Origin of the sequence: Streptomyces sp. NPDC057697 (genome assembly GCF_042799335.1) — a bacterium.
Lineage (GTDB): Bacteria > Actinomycetota > Actinomycetes > Streptomycetales > Streptomycetaceae > Streptomyces.
Map to the genome: position 1 here is coordinate 459,919 of NZ_JBHVJA010000004.1, position 18,164 is coordinate 478,082.

The following is an 18,164-nucleotide window of genomic DNA, read 5'->3' on the forward strand; positions in this document are numbered from 1 at the left end:
GGTCGCACGCTACTCGAACGGCGTCGGAGACGCCTGCTGGGGGCCGTGTCCGGACCTGGCACGGCCCCTCCGGCGCATACGGCCTCCGCCGTGGGTGTCCGACGAGGGGACCCGGGCCGTTCCGGGGCGACCACCTGCATCAAGTCCCTGACGCATTCACGGCGTTCGAGTTGGATGAGGGCATCGGGATAGTAGGTTGGGACCTGTGTCTGCTCTGTATGCGCGTGTGCTCGCCGGGAACTACCCGGCCGTCTTTGCCTTCTACGAGGCCGTACTGCCCGAGCTGATGGGATGTGGGCTCGCGCGGGGTGATGCGGCGTCCGGCTATGCCAGTTGGGATACGCCCGACGGGGCGACCGCGTTCGCGGTGATCCAGCGGGACGCGTTCGCCGGTGAGGTCCCGTCCGCTCCGGCCGCGGGTGGCGCGACCTTTGTGGTGCCCGTCGCGGATGCGGCGGCGTTGGACGCGGCCGTCGCGTTGTGCGAGCGGCACGGTGGTGTTCTGGTGGCCCCGGCCCGGGACCTGCCGGGCTGGAGGCTGCGGGCGGCGCACCTGCGTGACCCGGACGGAAATCTGCTGGAGATCCAGACGTACTGAGCACCTGTGCGCTGCCGGCCGTACGGAGTGCTGCTCGGCGGCCCTCGGCGTCATCGGCCCGCGCGAGCCACGAGGGGCCTCGTCGCGGGTCGAGGGCGCCCCGGGTGGGCGCTGCCGGCGTCCGTCGTGACGGGATGCCGCCTTGCGCCTGCCCGGTGGACCAGGTCGTGATCCGGAACTGCCTGGGCGCGGGGAATTCCCATGCCTCATGGTGTCCGTGCTACGCCGTCCTGACACGTCCTTTGCTGATCCAGCAATGATATTTGCCGTGGTGGGGTTGGTGCTTGCAGCCTGGTGTTCGACCGAAGGTCGTCGACAACAGCATCAGGAGGCCCCACGTGACCACTCACAGAGGCATCGAGTCCGCGCCGGACACCGAAGGCGGCGTCCCTCCGAACAACCGGGTCCACCGCGTAGGAGCAGGCGAGCTGGACGGCTACGCGGCTCTCAGCGGCGGTACGGTCGGTTCGAAGAAGCTCTGGATGGGCCTGGTGGAGAATCCGCCGCTGAGCACAACGGACAACCACCACCACGGTGATTCGGAGGCGGGGATCTACGTGGTCAGCGGACACCCCGTGTTCGTGTACCACGACGGTGAGCGGGAAGTGAGGATCTGCGCCGGTCCCGGCGACTTCCTGCTCGTGCCGCCGTTCGTCCCGCATCGCGAGGAGAATCCGGACCCGGACGAGCCCGCGGTCGTCGTGATCGCACGGACCACTCAGGAACCGATCAAGGTCTCGGTGCCCGAGCTGTACCAGCTCACCGGGACGAGCGCGGGGTAGGGGAGCGGAGTGGACCGGCGCCCGCCTCGGGCGCCGGCCCCCTCGTACCCGGACGGCTCTTCGCAGCCGCGGCGACTGTCTCCGTGGCGGTTGCACTCGCCGACCGTGGCGCCAACCATGGATGACGGGGGATCTCTGCCCGAAGGCGGTCGCCGCCAACGCTGATCGCCGAAATCCAGTGACCCGGTCCGCAGTCCACCTGTGTGCCCGCGATATGGAGCGAACATGACCGAGCTTCCGCCGCCCCTCACGCCCTACCTCGAACCGGCCGCCAAGGAACTGGCCGAGGCCACCGATCCCCATCCCCGGATCTACGAGGTCCCTCCGGAGAAGGGCCGGGACATCCTGCTGGGCCTGCAGAGCGGCCCCGATGTGCCGCGCCCGGAAGTGGACGAGGAGTGGGTCGATGTCGATGCCGGACCATGGGGCAAGGTCCGCACCCGCATCATCCGTCCCAAGGGAACGGACGGTCCGCTACCGGTCGTGGTCTTCATCCACGGTGCGGGCTGGGTCTTCGGCGACGACAGGACACACGACCGTCTCTTCCGCGAACTCACCGTCGGCGCGGGCGCCGCAGGCGTCTTCCCCGTCTACGACCGGGCGCCGGAGGCGAAGTACCCCACCCAGGTGGAGCAGAACTACGCCGTGGGCCAATGGATCACGGAGCACGGCGCGGAACACGGCCTCGATCCCTCACGCGTCGCGGTCACCGGAGAGTCGGTGGGAGGCTGCATGTCGGCAGTGTTCGCGCTGATGAACAAGGAGCGCGGCGGGATCGACCTCAAGGCTCAGGTGCTGCTCTACCCGGTGACCGACGCCGACTTCGACACCCCGTCCTACCTACAGTTCGCCGAGGGCTACTACCTCACCCGCGACGGCATGAAGTGGTTCTGGGACGCCTACACCACCGACCCCTCCCAGCGCACCGAGGTGTACGCCTCCCCGCTCCGGGCATCCCTGGAACAGCTCCGAGACCTGCCCACCACCCTCGTCATCACCGACGAGGCCGACGTACTGCGTGACGAGGGCGAGCAGTACGCCAACCGACTGCGCGAAGCCGGCGTGGACATCACCTCGGTCCGGGTGGCCGGCATGGTCCACGACTTCCTCCTCCTGGACAGCCTCCGCGACACCCGCGCCGCCCATATCGCCCGCGGACTCGCCGTCGACTTCCTGAAGAAGGCCCTGCACGGCGAATAGGACCCGTCCTACGACCGGCGGCCGGGCCACGCGCCCACGACAGATGGGGGTGTTCTCGGCCACCCCGGACGCAAGGTAACGGCCCGTCAACTCGCCCTCCAGTGAGTAGCGGTGGCGATCCGCGCTACGCCGCCATCGGCGCATGGCCAGGGTTTTGGGGAGGAGTCGCGGCTGCGAAGCGTGCCCGTCCGGACTCGTGGCGAAGTACCAAGTCCGGTCATGCTTGGGCGACTTCCGGACAATCGGCCCTACCCGGGTATCGGGGTGATGACAGGCGCCACCGGGCAGGTCACGATGCTGCGACATCGACGGGGGGCGTGATGAGTACTGCCGAGAACGAGCGCCGTGAAGAGGGCGAGCCGGAGGCCGGGGCGGAACTGGCACTGCGTGTCTTCACCGGGGAGGAACGCTGGGGCTGGGAGTTCGTCCAGCCCCCCGAGCCGCCCGCGCACCGGGATGCCCAGAACCCGCCCGTGTACACCGAACCCTCCGGCGCAGAGGTCCGCGCCATGGAGGAGCGGGTCATGGCCGGGAGCAAGAACAAGGGCTGCGGCTGCCTCGTGCTGCTGGCCGGTGTCGTCGGTTTCGCCGCAGGCGGAGGGATCGCCGCGGCGGTCGCTGTCTGCCTCGTCGTCGTCATACTGATGGCCAGCTCCCCCAGCGCCCGGCTGAGAGCGGCCCAGAACCGCCTGGAGACGTCCCGGGCCCACGCCCGGCGCGACTACGAGCGGCGTCGGCGTGCCTGGCAGAGCAGACTCGACGCCCACCGCGAGAAACACCTGAAGCACAACGAGACGCTGGACACGTGGTTCCCGCTCTCCCTGGCGTCCAGGCCCAGCCGGATCGATGTCTTCGGCGGCACGGGCAACGGCTGGGCGAGCCTGCTCGCCACCGTCGGCGGGCCACTGCTCGGCAGCGGCGAGCCGCTCGTCGTCCTCGACCTCACCCAACAGGCCGTGGCACTCGAACTGGCCGGGCTCGCCGCGAGCCGCGACATCGCCGTCACACACGTGCCCATGCCGGGAGCCCTGCTCGACAATGATCTCCGGGACGAGTTCACTCCCGAGGAGCTGGCCGAGACACTGGCGGAGACAGTGGGCACCTTGCGCCCGCCCGGTGCCGACGTGGACCTCCACACCATCGACGTCGACGTGGTCCAGACCGTCGCGGAACTCCTCGAAGGACCGATGACCTTCACCCGTCTCGCCGCGGGCCTGCGCGTCCTGCTCCGCGTCCACGAAACCGCCCCGGACGCTCCGGGCGCGCTCAGCCCCTCCGAGGTCGAGTCCATCACCCGGGCCATCGACCTCCTGGGCCAGGGCGAGCGCGTGCAGAACGAACTCCGCTACATGCGGGCACAGACGGAACTGCTCACCCCGAGGAAGGCCGAGTCCGCGGCCCCCGGGGGCCTGGCGGCGGACTGGTGGCGGACCGCCGGGCTGACCATCGTCACGACCGAGGACTCCGTGCGCCGCCGCAAGGACCTCACGGACCGTTTCGTCTTCTTCCGGCTCCTGCATGTGCTGCGCAAGCGCGCCGTACCGCACGGATCGGGGACGCTCGTCGTCGCCGGAGCCGACCACCTCGGCCGCGACGCCCTGGAATCCATGGCCCGGGAGGCGAGGACGGCCGGCGTCAGGCTCGTGTTCCTGCTCGAACACCTCCGCGAGGACACTGTGCAGGTGGCCGGTGGGTCCGACAGCGCGACCGTGTTCATGCGCATGGGCAACGGCGAGGAGGCCAAGGCCGCCGCGCAGTTCATCGGGCAGGAGCACAAGTTCCTCGTGAATCAGCTGACCCGGCAGACCGGGGAGACCCTCACCGAGGGCCGTGGCAGCAGCTACGGCTACCAGCGCGGTGTGTCGGACACCGACGGCTTCAACCGGGGCGGCGGCATGTCCGGCAGTAACTGGGGGAGTTCCAGCTCCTTCTCCACCTCCCTCTCCCGCAGCTGGCAGGACTCCACGAACACCTCCACCGCCCATTCGACGACCACGAGCGAGAATCTCAGCCGCGTCTACGAGTTCGCCGTCGAACCCACCCAGCTCCAGGCCCTTCCGATGACCGGACTGGTTCTCGTCGAAGCCGGTCCGGGAGGCCGACGCGTCGTGTTCGGGGACTGCAATCCCGGAATCAACTTCCTTCCCCGGCTCTCCTCCCTGCCCCGCGCGAGCCTGACATGACCCCAGGCGACGGGCCCGCGGGCGGAGAGCCCGCCGGGGGCGTGCTCTCCGTGCTCGGCGCCTACCGCTTCCACCGCCTGCTCACCGTGCCCCGCCGCCCGGACGCCCCCCGGACGGAGGACCGTACGGCCGCCCAGCTCGCCGCGGCGGTGACAGCGGCCCACGCCGTGCTCGGCGGGCACGGCGACGGCCGGCCGGCCGGGCTCGCCACCGCGTGGGTACGCCCCGGCTCGCACCGGCCGATGCACTTCCTCGTGGGCGGCGCCCCCGGCTTCCCGCCCGCCGGGGACCGGCCCCCCGGTACGGACGAGCACTCGCTGAGATACCCGCCCGGCGCGACGGCCCGGGACGTCCCGCCCGGTGAGGCGACCGCACTGCTGGCGCGGATGCCGTACTGGCTGCCCTGCCTCGGCTCCCACGACGCGCTGCGCATGGGCGAGGACCAGCACGCGCTGCCCACCGAACGCCGCGGATCGTTCGACGACGCCGTCGCCCACCTCCCCGACGCCTTCGCCTGGCTGCTCCTGGCCGAACCCTTGCCCTACGAGCGGCTGGAACAGGAGCGCGCCGCGCTGTCCGTGCAGCTGCCCCGGCTGCGCCAGCGGGAGAACTCCGCACCCGACCGTGTGGCCGCCGAACGGGCCGAGGCCCGCTACCGGGAGCTGACGAGGGCGCGCGCCACCGGCGTGTGGAACGTCCGGGTACTGGTCGGCGCGGAGCGCCCCGGGGCGGCGCTCGCCGCGGCGGCGCTGCTGTGCGGTTCGGGCGACCTGGACGAACTGCCCTACGTCCTCGTCCCCGCACGGCGTCCCGTACCTCTCGCCGACGCGCTGGGCACGACCGTCGTCCAGGCCGCCGACGGGTCCGGGCCACCGGGCGCCACCCCCTTCGTCGCCCCCGCGGAACTCGTGGCGGCGCTCGCCCGGCCACCGCAGCGGGAACTCCCGGGCATCCGCACGGTGGCGCCCAACTCCTTCGACGTCACCTCCGACGAAACGGCGGAGGCCACGGCCACCGACGGCTTCCTGATCGGCGAGATCCTCGACGAATCGCTGTCGGCCGCGGGCAGGGTCCATGTGTCGCGCGCGACCCTCAACCGGCACGCCTTCGTCTGCGGAGCCACCGGCTCCGGCAAGTCCCAGACCGTACGGAGCCTGCTCACCGCACTGTCCACGCACGAACGTCCCGTCCCCTGGCTGGCGATCGAACCGGCCAAGGCCGAGTACGCGCGCATGGCCGGACGCCTCGGCGCGGCGAGCGGGCCGGAGGGCGCCCGGCGGGTCACCGTGATCCGCCCGGGTGACGTCGACGTGCCGCCCGCCTCGCTCAACCCGCTGGAACCGGAGCCCGGCTTCCCGCTGCAGAGCCATGTGGACCTGGTACGGGCCCTGTTCCTGGCGGCCTTCGAGGGACACGAACCCTTCCCCCAGGTCCTGGCGCGGGCACTCTCCCAGTGCTACACGGACGCCGGATGGGACCTCGTGACCGGCGAGCCGCGCCCCGCCCACAAGCCGAAGTTCGTGCTGGACGAACCCGACGTGCCCCGGACGGCGGTCTACCCGACCCTCGGCGCGCTCCAGGCGACAGCCGCCCGGGTCGTCGAGATGATCGGGTACGGCAAGGAGGTCACCGCCGACGTCCGGGGCTTCGTCGACGTCCGCATGGGATCCCTGCGGGAAGGCACACCGGGGCGCTTCTTCGAGGGCGGCCACCCACTCGACGTCGCCGGTCTGCTCTCCGGAAACGTGGTCCTCGAACTCGAAACGATCACGAACGACCAGGACAAGGCCTTCCTCATCGGAGCCGTCCTCATCCGCCTCGTGGAACACCTGCGGGTCCACCACGGCACCGGCGGCGTGCCGCTGCGCCACGTGGTCGTCGTGGAAGAGGCCCACCGCCTCCTCAAGAACGTCGAGGACGGGCCCGCGGCCGCGGCCGTCGAACTCTTCGCCTCGCTGCTCGCCGAGATCCGGGCGTACGGCGAGGGCGTCGTCATCGTGGAGCAGATCCCCAGCAAGATCCTCCCCGACGTGATCAAGAACAGTGCGCTGAAGATCATGCACAGGCTGCCGGCGGAGGACGACCGCCGCTCCGTGGGCGCGACCATGAACCTCCAGGAGGAACAGAGCGAGAACGTCGTCGCCCTCCCCCCGGGACGCGCCGCCGTCGCCGCCGACGGCATGGACCGGCCCGTCCTCGCGGCGATCCCGCACGGTGAACACGACGAGACCACCGCGGGAGCCTGCGGGGACCCACCGCTGCTCGGCAGCCGCAGCAGCCTCTGCGGAGCCTCGTGCCGCAGCGCACCCTGCACCCTGCGCACGATGAACGACGCCGATCACCGCTCCATGAAGCCGCTGCACCTGATCTGGGTGGAAGCGGCCGCCTGCGCGCAGGCGATGGGCATGGCAGCCCCCGGTCCGGCGACGGAGGTACGGAGGGCGCTGACGGCGCTCGCCCCGCGCGATCTGGAGTGCACCCTGGTGTACGCGGCGGAACGCGCCGTCGCCGCGCGGAACGCCCTGATGCGCGACGAGGTCGACCCGGCGGACTTCGCGGAGCGTCTGTACACCGTGCTGTCGGCCGGGCTGTCCGGCGTAGACACGCCACTCGCAGGGGACCGGCGTCGCTACACATACGCCAACTACCGCTTCCGGGATGTGCTGGAAGCCGTCCAACGGGCTCGGAAGGCCGCCCCTGACGGGCCCCACAGCTATCCGGAACACGAGGCCGAATGGGCGTCGCGCGGCCTGGTCCTGACCGGGACCTCGGGCGCGGACCACCGCCTCCAGGTGCGCGCCCTGCCCGGGTACGGACCGGAGAAGGTCCATGCCCGGATCGGTGAGGTGAACCGCAGCGGCCTGCGTGACGCGGTGGCGGCGGTGACGGGCGGCACGACGGAGGAGCACGTACGGAGGGCCTTCGCCCTGGCGTGCGAGGACGGCCCGCGTCTGCGCGCGGTGGTGACGGAGACGGCGGCACGGGTGGCGAAGGTGTGCGCCGAGTCGAAGGGAGCACGCTGATGAGCGAGCTGGGCAGCGTCACCGACGTCCCACCACCGCCTCCTCCACCACCTCCGCCCCCGGAGGACACGCATGCTCGCGGGGACGGAGACGTACCGGAGGACTCCGGCGAGCACAGCGGGGCGCCGCACGAGGGCGCTCCGGAGCGGGCGGACGACGCGGAGAGTTCCGGCGCACCGGAGCGTTCCGGCGGACCGGAACGTGTCGACGCCCCGGAGCCGACCGCCGATTCTGCCGAGCCGTCGCCGCCTGCCGCTGAGACCCTGGAGGACGGTGACCCTCCGGCAGACGGTGACTTTCCGGTGGACGGCGACTTCCCGGCGGACGACGACCCCGCGGTGGACGGTGATTCTCCAGCGGACGATGACCCTGCGGTGGACGGTGATTCTCCAGCGGACAAGTCCGGGCCCACGAAGCCGCCGGGCGAGCCTCCGACAGGGAAGGCTCCGCCGGACCCGGGCCCCGACCGTCCTGAACCGGACCCGGAGTCCGACCAGAAGGCGGACTCGAAACCTGAACCTGAACCGGAACCGAAGCCTTCGCGGGAATCGGTCCCTGAGCAGCAGGCACAGCCGGAAGATCCTGAGCCCGGCCCGCAGGCCGAGGCCGCTCCCGAGCCCCGGCCCGAGCCCGAATCCACCACGGAAGAGAGGCCGGTACAGGAGCCGGGTGCCGAGAGCCGGGCAACGGAGGAGGCGCCGGACGGCACCCGGCCGGACGACTTGGCGGAAGCCTCGTCCGAGGCCCGTTCCGAGGCCCCGTCCGGGCCTCGTTCCGAGGTGCCCGATCAGACCGGCACCGAGGCCGGTACTGCTGACGCAACCGAGGCCGCTGACGCAACCGAGCCCGCAGACGCAGAACGAGATGGTTCGGACCCCGCGTCGCCCGATCGTCCCCGCGCCGAGCAGTCGGATGCCCCCGACCAGGACGACCCGCAGCCGTCGTACGCGGAGAGGGAAGGCACGACCGAGGGCACGAACCGGGACCGGGCCCCGCATGGCCAGGAGCAGCCGGAACCCGAGGCCGGGGACGGGCAGCCCCCTTCGAGCCCACTCTCCGAGGCCGAAGAAGCCGTGGGGGCGACGGCCGACGGAGCGGCCAAGGTGGTCGGCATCATGGCCGAGACTGCTGCGGGCCTCGTCGGGCGAGCCGTGGACGCCTTGGACCAGGCCGGCGCCAGTGCCTCCTTCGACGCGCGTGCGAGGGCGGCTGCCGAGGGGATGCCGGACCGGCGACCGGACGCCGCGATGCCCGAGCAGAGCACGCCTTCGGACGGCACGTGGGAGGACGGTGACCCCCCGGACGGAGGCAGGGAGGAGCCCGAGTGGGCCGGTTCGGTCAGTGGGCCGCATTCCAATCCGTGGCTCAACGTCGGACGACCGGCGACGCACGCGGCGGGGGACGGCGGGGGAGCCGAAGTACCTCCGGATGGTCCGGGCGGTCCGGACGGCCTCGGTGACGATTCCGACGACGACCCCGATGACGACGAAGGGGTACCGGTCGGCCCCGAGCCCGCCGGATCTGATGTACCCGGAGAGTCCGACACCCGCGACATCCCGTCCCGCCCCAGTGCCCCGCCCCGGGACGACAAGGACGGGAACGACGAGGATCGGCCCGATGCCGAGACGAAGGAACTCAAGCCGCAGGACCTCGAACTCGAACCGGATGTCGAACGCATGCGCGGGGCCAACATGGCCCGAGCCGGCGAGGCACAACAGGTGTACGAAGCTGCGCGAGAGCTCCAGGAACGGGAAGGACCGGACCGGTCCCAGGAAGGCCGGGACCAGGAGCGTGACGTACCGGGGAGTTCGAACGCGACGGACCAGCAGGCGCGGGTCAACACTGCCGCACTGGGCCTCGGCGACGCGTCCCGAGCCACTGCGCCACGGGTGTCGGACGTCACGACCGGTGAGCCGGGTGCCGTGCAAGGCGGCCGGGCGCCGGACCTCGGACAGGACACGGATCTAGGGAAGGACATGGGCCTGGGGTGAAGGGCGGACACCTTGGGGCCCGTGTACGGGCAAGCGCCTCGACCGCGCGAGACGGAGCGGGCGACGGCAGCACGGAAGTGAAAGCACGCACCGACGGCGGAGGAACAGTTCATGGATGAGATCAGCGATGTCTCCGACGCACCCACGCCTCCGCTTCCGCCACCTCCGGCAGACGCCCATGCGCCCGACGACGGGGATGTCCTGGAGAAGAGCGATGCGGGCGTCGACGTACAGAGTTCCGGAGAGGTGACGGCGGACGACGTCGAGGACGGCGACGTTCCCGAGCAGCCGGAACCGACGGCAGGCGGGCAGGCCACCGACGCCCAGGAGCTGGAGGACGGCGACATCGGCGTGCGCGAGACGTCGGTGGAACAGCCTGACATCGAACCGGCGTCGGCGGGGCAACAGCCGCCGGGCGGAAGCGAACCCCCAGAGCCGCCGACGCCTGCGGGACCGCCGGACGGACCGGACCGCTCCGTGCCGCCTGATGACCGGATCGTGGTCGAGGAGGCGGAGGAGGATCAGAAGCTCCCGGATGCCCCAACGGCCCTGGAGCAGAAGGCGGACGATGCCCCGTCGCAGGGGCTGGAAACAGCCCCACGTTCCGAGCAGGTCGGGGCGGTGACGGACGAGACAGAGGACGGTACGACACATGACGGCGTGAGACATGACGGCGAGGCAGCCACGACCGCCGGTACAACGCGTTCCGATCAGCCGGTCGCCGCCGAGGAGGAGGCGATACCCCTCGGACAGGCCGACGAACAGCGACCGGCCGCCCCGGAAGCGAGCAAGGAGCCGGAGACACGCCAGGACCCGGACCGCACAAGGGCAGCCGAGGCCGACGCCCCCGGGGACGACGCCGACGCCGACCACGGCACCAGGGCCGACGAGGAACAGAAGGAACCAGCCGACGTCGGCCTCGCCGAAGGAGCCGAGAAGCCGTCGTCGCCGGAGTCGGAGAACGCAGGGGAGGCCGTCGACGTCGTGGAGTCCGACAGCGGGACCGGCATGGCCGAGAACGTCGAGTCGGAGGGCACAGACGAGAACACCCCGGCAGGACCGGCGACCGATGAAGCCCGGCCCCAGGAACCCCAGGACGGTGCGGACCCGGCCGATTCCCCAACAGCGGAGGAAACCGACTCCCGAGCGGAAGGGCCCGATTCACGCGAGCGCACGGCTTCAGAGCCGCAGACGGACTCCGGGCAACCATCCCCGAGCATTCAAGAGAGAATACGACAGGCCGTCGGAGCAGCCAGGAACTGGGCGAACGACACCTACCTCGGGCGTCTTGTGGCGGGAAGGCCGATGGAGCCGTGGAAGAGCAATCGCGCATTGCACCGAAGCCTTGACGGCGCGCGCCCTCCGGCGAATGCGGTGGTCGCCGATCTGGAGAACATCGGGCGAGGGAACGGTGTCATCGGATACAAGGACGCCAATGCGAAGCTCCGCCCGGATGCCGATCTGATCAACTCCGTCTTCGCACCTCGTGATGGGCAGTACATATCGACACATGTTGATAATCCGGGCGTGATAGGGCAGGGAAACCACAGGGCTGAGGAACTCTTGAAGCGCGCCAAGGACCCGGACAACCAGAACATCGACATGACGACACCGATATTCATCCACCGGGTCGGGGAGACGGAAGCGGACGCGGATACGGCGGCGAAGGAGCAGGAGTGACGGGCGGCGGAGTCAAGGACACCTGCGGGGCAGGCAGGGAGCCCCATGCGGCCCTGGCGACGGCGTTCGAACGCATCGAGTCCGCCCGGCCCGTTTGTGCACGGCCACCGGAACTCACCTCATCGACCTCGTCCATCCGGCGCCAGGTTCCAGAACGTTGTCCTCGGCGAGAGCCTGAAGAGCCCTGCCGCATGATTCGGATTCGCGGCAGGGCTCATCGATCGCTCAGGAAGGTGACGAAGCGACCGAAGTCCTCCTCCCCAGCACGATTGTGGGCGAGTTCCGCGCACAGCACGGGAAAACCGATCCAGGCCTCGCCCTCGACGGTCCACCGGTCGACTTCCCATCCTCTCCCGTGGATCCCCTGGTTGAGCAGGTGGACGGGCCGGACCTGCTGGGGCATCTCGGTGGCCGCTGCCGAAAGCGTCTCCTCGACCAAGGGATGCCACCCGGTGCGCACTCGGGCGAACGCCCCATGCAGGTCGGGCCATGGCGACACCTGCGCAAATCGCAACCGAAACCGCCCGAACCAGCGATCATCGCACCGTGTGACGAACGCCGCCGGTGGCTCCACCGGACAAGGTTCCCTCATGCGCCGAGAATAACGGGGCCAGTTGCGACCATTCATGAGGGATCGTCAGTTCTTCTCCGGTGGGGACCGTTCGTTCGGGAATCGGCTACCAACGGCATGCTGAACCGTCCTGAAACGGTCTACTTTGGCCCCACTCCACCCTCGGCGCCCCACTCCCTGTCAGACTGGCCCCTACCTCGCCGTCACCCGTCGGCGAGACCGTCCGGGGAGAGCCATCATGACGTGCGGGAACTGCGGCGCAGCAGCCACCGAGGGGCCCGACGGGTCCTGGACCTGCAACAACCAGTGCGGCTGGTCGTCCACCGCACCCGGCCCCGCCATGACACCGGAGATCACGACCACCCGGTGCCGCGGCTGCGACGCTGAGATCCACGGCCTCAACGGCCGGTACGCCTGCGGACTCTGCGGATGGTCCAACCACTGGGACGAAGGGCATCAGCCCCTTCCTGCTGCCGGTCATGTCCCCAGGGGCGCCAATACCCTGTGACGGCCGGACCTGGGCATCTCTCGCGCGGTTCCATGAACGAGGCGCGGGCCAGGCCCCAGGCGTGGCACGGGCGGGCGGCACGGCCCCTGGGGCCTGTCTCTCTGGCGCGGTGACAACCGATACGGCGGGGAAACTTTAGTTTCCATTGACGGGTTCGGGAACTATAGTTGTCGCATGACGGCCTTTGAGATCACCCCTGAAGAGCAGGCAGAACTCGACAAGACCCTGTACGACGCCTTGAACCCGCTGGCTTCGGCCATCCGCTCCCGGGAGACCGGGTTGTCCGCCGACCGTATGTGGGACGCGAGTCCCGTCGAGGTGGCGCTGTCCGTCCTGGCCGCGTGGAAGGTGATGGATGGCGAGGTCAAGCGGCTCACGGAGCAGGCAGCCGTGACCGCCGGCTCCTACGGCGCGAGTTATGAGCAACTGGGGGCTGTCTGGGGTATCACCCGCCAGGGCGCCCGCAAGAAATGGCCCGATGCCGTCAGCCGCCCAGCACCCGGGACAGCGGGCGCGCTTGCGCTGTTCGGAGGGACTGCCGAGCTGGTGCAGTCGCCTTCAGGTGGTTGGGGCTGGACCGGGCGAGGAGCTGATGGAGCATCCGGCACGGTTGCAGAGCAGGCACCGTACGCGACCGCAGAAGAGGCAGCAGCCCACGCGGGCGCATTCCTGAAAGAACACGCCCTCGACATCGACGACCAGGTCTAGAGCTTCTCCCGTGAGTCGTCTGCGGGTCCGGACGAGGCTGGCCGCGAGGCGTGGCGTGCGGCCTGCGGCGGGGCCGCGTCCCAGAGGGTGGCCGAATCGGACGTCGGCAGCGCACGCGGGCGGGCTCAGCCGCCGCGCCTCCAGCGGTCGGTACGAGTGTCACCGCGTATCCAACCGTCTCGGCCACCACCCGCAGGGCGTTCCCGGGCGGAGGACTACTTCTCGCGCAGGCCCTCGATTTCGGCGGCGAGTACGGTCATGTCGCGCAGGTGTGTGTAGTACTCGCTCGCGTAGTCGTCGTCGATCGCCGGAAGGACCTTCGCGAACACCGGCGTCAATCCCATCAAGCCTGCCCGGTGCCGATCGCTGAGCGGGCCTTTCCGGACGCCTGAGGCGTAGCCATAGGCGTCCGCGTCGAGCAGCACCATGTCCTGGCCCTCGAAGTCCAGGCCGCGGACGCCAGGCGGGAACGGACTGGCCATGTGCTGGGCCATCATCTGCGTCAGCGCGTCGAGCTTCTCTTCGAGCATGCGGGAGATCCTGCCAGGCATCCACACGCGTCATCGGATCGGGTGTTCCGGCACACCGGAACACCCGCGAGCCACACATCGGTGGACCCGTGCGGACAGCGCGCCGGCCGTCGAGCGTGCCACCGACGCGCCGCGGCCGGACGGTCCGGCCGGGCGGGCCGCCCGTGATGGGGGGCCGCCGCCCGGCCAGTGGGCTCCTCCTGTCGGTGGTCCTGCTCGTAGGGTGCCGGGATCTGCTGCGTTCCCGGCCGGCACGTCGTACGGCTGCCTTGTCGCCTACCCGGTGTGTGCCCCTCCGTCCGCCCGCCGGTCGCGTGCGGGTTTCACACGGTCGCGATGCCCGGATCGCTCACACCGGGCCGACCGTTTTCGACGTGCCCGGCCAGACGTCGCAGGTACCCGACGTTGCCTTCGACGACGACCGTCAGGTCGTACCAGCGCCCGGTGGTGCGCAGGTCGATGCTCTGATCGACGGTGGCACCGGCACGGACCGTATAGGTCTGGCGCCCGCCACCGTAGGCGTTGGCCACGGTGAGGCGGGCGTCGGCGGCCGACGGGTTGGTCAGGGTGAGCTTCAGACCGCCTGCGTCGTGGCGTGCTTTCACCTCCGGTTCGGCGGCCTTGTTGTTGCCCTGGAAGGTGCGCAGGAAGCCGTTCGGACCGTGGACCGTCAGGTCGTAACTGCCGCCGGAGTACACCGAATTCCAGCTGTCGGAGACGGGCTTCCCGGCTGTCGAGGTGTACGTCCACGGGCCGTCGCCGCGCTTCTGCGAGCGCACCTGGAAAGCGGCGCCCGCTTGACTTCCCGCGCTGAACGTCAGCTTGTACTTCCCGGTCGTGAGGTCCGCGGCCCCGTCGACGTAGGGAGCGTAGGGGAGTGGGCGGCTCGGCCGCACCCCGGACTCCTGCCGGGGCAGAACGCCCTGGGCAGGCGGCTTCGGCACATAGCTGTTGTGGCGGTCGCGGTCCGGCGGGGCGTAGCCGGCGGTGTCCGGCAGGTCGGCCGGGTCCGTGACCTTGAGGGAGAAGTCGAAGGCGGAGGTGAGATCGCCGCAGATGGCACGTCGCCAAGGCGAGATGTTGGATTCCTTCACTCCGAACCGCTTCTCCATGAAGCGCAGGATCGAGGTGTGGTCGAAGGTCTCCGAGCAGACGTACCCGCCGGTGGACCACGGCGAGACGACGATCATCGGAACGCGCTGTCCGAGGCCGTATGCGCCTGCGGAGTATCCGGCGCCTCCCTTGTAGTAGTCGAGCGTGGTGTCGACGGTGGACAGGCCCTGATCGGCGGAGGCCGGCGGATAGGGCGGCACGACGTGGTCGAAGTAGCCGTCGTTCTCGTCGTATGTGATGAACAGGGCCGTCCTGCTCCAGACATCGGGATTGGAGGTGAGCGCGTCAAGGACGTGCGAGATGTACCAGGCTCCGTAATTCGCAGGCCAGTTGGGGTGCTCGGAAAAGGCCTCCGGAGCGGCGATCCAGGAGATCTGCGGCAGTCGCGCGGCCTTGACATCGGCTGTGAGGAGGTCGAAGTACCCGTCCCCCGCCTTGGCGTTCGTTCCCGTACGGGCCTTGTCGTACAGCGGGTCGCCGGGCTTGGCGTTGCGGTAGTTGTTGAAGTAGAGCAGGGAGTTGTCGCCGTAGTTGCCGCGATAGGCGTCGTTGATCCAACCCCAGCCGCCGGCCGCGTCGAGACCGTCGCCGATGTCCTGGTACACCTTCCAGGAGATGCCCGCCTTCTCAAGGCGTTCGGCGTATGTCGTCCAGCCGTAGCCCGCTTCCTGGTTGCCCAGGACCGGGCCGCCGCCGGAACCGTCGTTGCCGACGTGACCGGAGAGCATGTAGTAGCGGTTCGGGTCCGTCGCACCGAGGAACGAGCAGTGGTAGTCGTCGCAGACGGTGAACTTGTCCGCCAGGGCGTAGTGGAACGGGATGTCGTCCCGTGTCAGGTACGCCATGGTGCCGGTGCCTTTGGCGGGTATCCAATTGTCGTACCTGCCGTTGTTGAATGCGCTGTGACCGCCGGCCCAGTCATGATCGAGGCCCGCGATGAACTGCATTCCGAGGTCGCTCGCGTCCGGGTGGTAGGGCAGCGTTTCCTTGCCGCCGCCCGATTGGTGCCATACCGGCTTGCCGCTGGGCAGAGTGACCGGGCGGGGGTCCCCGAAGCCCCGGACGCCCTTCATCGACCCGAAATAGTGATCGAAAGAACGATTTTCCTGCATGAGGACGACGATGTGTTCGATGTCCTGGACGGTTCCGCTGCGCCGCGCCGCGGGGATGGCGGCGGCGCGGTCTATGGAGCCGGACAGGGCGGCGAAACCCGCGGTGGCTCCGGCGATTTGGAGGAAGCGACGCCGATTGATTTCGGTCATGAGGGTGGGGTCCTCCTGTTGCTTCGGTCATGTCCGTCCACGAAGAGGGGCACACGGAGTATTCAAGAGGACCCGGGCCTGAGGAAAGTGGGCCGAGGTGACGGTCGCGCAAAATGCGGGAGGCGGCCCAGGTTCAGGCACCGTGACCGGTCGGTCGATCTCTGGTCCTGCCTCGTCCAGCACAGGACTCAGTGCACCAGCGCCTCAGCGCCTCAGCGCGTCTGTGCGTCTGTGCTGTGACAACTGGTCTGTCGGTACATGGTTCAACGGTCTACTGCCCATGACGTGTCCGACGGTGGAGCACCATGGGCGAGGATGTGGTGGGCGATCCGGAGCGCTTCACCGAGGGGCACAGTGTCCTCGTCGGGATACTCGTCGTCCTGTCCGTTCTCCAGGACGAAGCCATCGCTCCAGCCCTCGGCCCCCGGGTCTGTCGCGTGTTCACCGGGGTCGCCTTCGTCTTCGAGCAACAACACCATCGCTCGCTCGGTGTTCGTCACGACGGCGAGTTGTCGTCCCGTCGAACTGGTCAGCCAGGACTCAAGCTTGCCTTCGGCGGCCCTTCCACGCAGTTCTTCAACGGCCTCCTCGGCTGTCACCGGCAGAGCGCCCTCGCTGAAGGCCCACGTCTCGATCATGGGTACGACCATCTCACGCCGGGGCGGCTGATCCTCGGCGGGGGCAGGGGCGCCAAGTCCCGCGTGCGGTGACGGCAGGGATGCATACGTTCCACGAGAGCTTCGCCCAGGACCTGTTGGCGGAGGAGACGCCGGCCGTCGGCGTCACGCAGGAGACGTCGCTGACATCGGCGTTCGACGACAGCATCGTCGTGGCGGCCTGGCGGCCTGGCGGCCTGGCGGCCTGGCGGCCTGGCGGCCTGGCGGCCTGGCGGCCTGGCGGCCTGGCGGCCTGGCGGGCCAAGCCGATCTGATCACTGTGTCGGCCTCGCGGGCCGGCCGACCCGGCACCAGATTTTCACCAGCGCCCGCGTGATCCGCCCCGACTGCGAGCGCCGCACGGCCAAGCGCATGAGCCCGCGCGCGATTTTGAACTTGGCCTCTTGGTCGGGACCGTTCACCGACCTCATCGAGGAAGCCGCGGGCGCTGCTGCCTGACCCTTGATTCGGTGGTCATCAGGCAGTCAGCGCGTGTTCTTGCAAGAGCGGATCATTCACGTGTCCGCCGGCTGCCGACTGCCGACTACCGGAGAATGCCCGATGCCCCGCGCCAGGAGGTGAGTGAAGCATCCCCTGGCGCGGGGCCGTTGCTACGGTCAGCCCTGCTTCCAGGTGGCGCCCGAGCCGGTGAACGCACCGGACACGCCATTGTCGTCGGACCAGATCCAGAAGTCGGTGTGCTGGACGCCGTCGGGGCTGACGACGGAGTTGGTGTCAGCCACTCCGGCGCCGTTCTCGTTGGCGACGAACTGTCCCTTGCCGAAGTTCGCGTCGAGGCCCTCGTCGGCAGAAGCCAGGCCGGCGCAGCCGATCAGGACCGGGGCCGCGAGGGCGCCGACAGCCAGGGCTCGCGCGAAAGTACGCATACGCATAGGAATCAACTCCATGAGCGTGGGGGTGTGCAGGCACCGAACGGCGTCTGCGTAGCTGATCCAATACTCTTCGTAGTCGACAGCGGGGGAGGCGCGCTGGATGCTCTCCGCGCAACAACCCATGAGCCGTGCACAACAGTGAATTCCGGTGTGACCGGATGAAGTAAGCACGCTGGCCGTTGAATTCTGTACTTGCCCGCCGGGCGGATACGGACAAGGACGCTACGACCTGCTGCGCCAGGGCGAGTTCCCACGTCTGATGGGACGGACGTTCCACACCGCCCTCGGCGGTGCGCTCGTCATCTCATCCGCTCCTCCGGGCGGAGGTGCGAGGCGGCCGCCGTTTCGGCGGGGAACGGGTTCCTAACGATGCGATGGCGCACGGTACTTACGACGATGGGGTGGAATCATTCAGCCGTGCGCGTGAGGTGCGCACCCCGACGCTCCCACGACTGGCCGCTTCTTC

The 18,164-nt window shown here is 69.6% G+C and carries 15 protein-coding genes; 10 read left to right on the forward strand and 5 right to left on the reverse strand.

What is annotated here, in order from left to right:
- Positions 1 to 205: 205 nt before the first annotated feature.
- The 7 genes from ACFVFH_RS15220 (at position 206) to ACFVFH_RS15250 (ending at position 11,457) form a co-directional block, all read left to right on the forward strand.
- Positions 206 to 598 carry a glyoxalase/bleomycin resistance/extradiol dioxygenase family protein gene (locus ACFVFH_RS15220; RefSeq protein WP_383767821.1) on the forward strand — a complete coding sequence of 131 codons (393 nt, stop codon included), beginning with the start codon at positions 206 to 208 and terminating at the stop codon, positions 596 to 598.
- Positions 599 to 936: 338 nt separating this feature from the next.
- The gene (locus tag ACFVFH_RS15225) at positions 937 to 1,380 is read left to right on the forward strand and encodes a cupin domain-containing protein (protein WP_383767824.1); all 444 of its coding nucleotides are present in this window, start codon (positions 937 to 939) and stop codon (positions 1,378 to 1,380) included.
- Between the two features lie 225 nt (positions 1,381 to 1,605).
- A complete protein-coding gene (locus tag ACFVFH_RS15230) occupies positions 1,606 to 2,580 on the forward strand; it encodes an alpha/beta hydrolase (protein WP_383767827.1) in 975 nt (324 codons plus the stop codon).
- A gap of 320 nt (positions 2,581 to 2,900) precedes the next feature.
- Complete coding sequence (locus ACFVFH_RS15235) at positions 2,901 to 4,763, forward strand: hypothetical protein (protein WP_383767830.1); 1,863 nt, start codon at positions 2,901 to 2,903, stop codon at positions 4,761 to 4,763.
- On the forward strand, positions 4,760 to 7,786 hold the full coding sequence (locus tag ACFVFH_RS15240) for an ATP-binding protein (protein ID WP_383767832.1): 3,027 nt from the start codon (positions 4,760 to 4,762) through the stop codon (positions 7,784 to 7,786). Before ACFVFH_RS15235 ends, ACFVFH_RS15240 begins: the two co-directional genes overlap by 4 nt.
- Positions 7,787 to 8,901: 1,115 nt before the next feature.
- Complete coding sequence (locus ACFVFH_RS15245) at positions 8,902 to 9,777, forward strand: hypothetical protein (RefSeq protein WP_383767834.1); 876 nt, start codon at positions 8,902 to 8,904, stop codon at positions 9,775 to 9,777.
- A gap of 111 nt (positions 9,778 to 9,888) precedes the next feature.
- Entirely contained in the window at positions 9,889 to 11,457 is a 1,569-nt protein-coding gene (locus ACFVFH_RS15250; protein ID WP_383767836.1) for a hypothetical protein, read from the forward strand.
- A 214-nt stretch (positions 11,458 to 11,671) separates the two neighbouring features.
- Here ACFVFH_RS15250 and ACFVFH_RS15255 read toward each other — a convergent pair whose 3' ends face one another.
- Entirely contained in the window at positions 11,672 to 12,031 is a 360-nt protein-coding gene (locus ACFVFH_RS15255) for a hypothetical protein (RefSeq protein ID WP_383767839.1), read from the reverse strand.
- 235 nt (positions 12,032 to 12,266) lie between these two features.
- Here ACFVFH_RS15255 and ACFVFH_RS15260 point away from each other — a divergent pair, with 235 nt between their 5' ends.
- The gene (locus ACFVFH_RS15260; protein ID WP_383767842.1) at positions 12,267 to 12,536 is read left to right on the forward strand and encodes a hypothetical protein; all 270 of its coding nucleotides are present in this window, start codon (positions 12,267 to 12,269) and stop codon (positions 12,534 to 12,536) included.
- 174 nt (positions 12,537 to 12,710) lie between these two features.
- Positions 12,711 to 13,244, forward strand: a complete 534-nt coding sequence (locus tag ACFVFH_RS15265) for a hypothetical protein (RefSeq protein WP_383767844.1) — start codon at positions 12,711 to 12,713, stop codon at positions 13,242 to 13,244.
- Between the two features lie 215 nt (positions 13,245 to 13,459).
- On the opposite strand, the gene ACFVFH_RS15270 is transcribed toward ACFVFH_RS15265, so the two are convergent.
- The 3 genes from ACFVFH_RS15270 to ACFVFH_RS15280 all read right to left on the reverse strand — a co-directional run bounded on the left by ACFVFH_RS15270 (position 13,460) and on the right by ACFVFH_RS15280 (position 16,787).
- Complete coding sequence (locus ACFVFH_RS15270) at positions 13,460 to 13,774, reverse strand: hypothetical protein (RefSeq protein WP_383767847.1); 315 nt, start codon at positions 13,772 to 13,774, stop codon at positions 13,460 to 13,462.
- 323 nt (positions 13,775 to 14,097) lie between these two features.
- Positions 14,098 to 16,149 (reverse strand): phosphocholine-specific phospholipase C, encoded by a 2,052-nt coding sequence (locus ACFVFH_RS15275; RefSeq protein ID WP_383767850.1) that lies wholly within the window; start codon positions 16,147 to 16,149, stop codon positions 14,098 to 14,100.
- 263 nt (positions 16,150 to 16,412) lie between these two features.
- Positions 16,413 to 16,787: a hypothetical protein gene (locus ACFVFH_RS15280; protein WP_383767854.1), complete on the reverse strand. Its 375-nt coding sequence runs from the start codon at positions 16,785 to 16,787 to the stop codon at positions 16,413 to 16,415.
- 80 nt (positions 16,788 to 16,867) lie between these two features.
- Between ACFVFH_RS15280 and ACFVFH_RS15285 the strand changes: the two genes are divergently transcribed.
- Entirely contained in the window at positions 16,868 to 17,080 is a 213-nt protein-coding gene (locus ACFVFH_RS15285) for a hypothetical protein (protein ID WP_383767857.1), read from the forward strand.
- Positions 17,081 to 17,422: 342 nt separating this feature from the next.
- On the opposite strand, the gene ACFVFH_RS15290 is transcribed toward ACFVFH_RS15285, so the two are convergent.
- Complete coding sequence (locus ACFVFH_RS15290) at positions 17,423 to 17,698, reverse strand: hypothetical protein (protein ID WP_383767860.1); 276 nt, start codon at positions 17,696 to 17,698, stop codon at positions 17,423 to 17,425.
- Between the last annotated feature and the right edge of the window lie 466 nt (positions 17,699 to 18,164).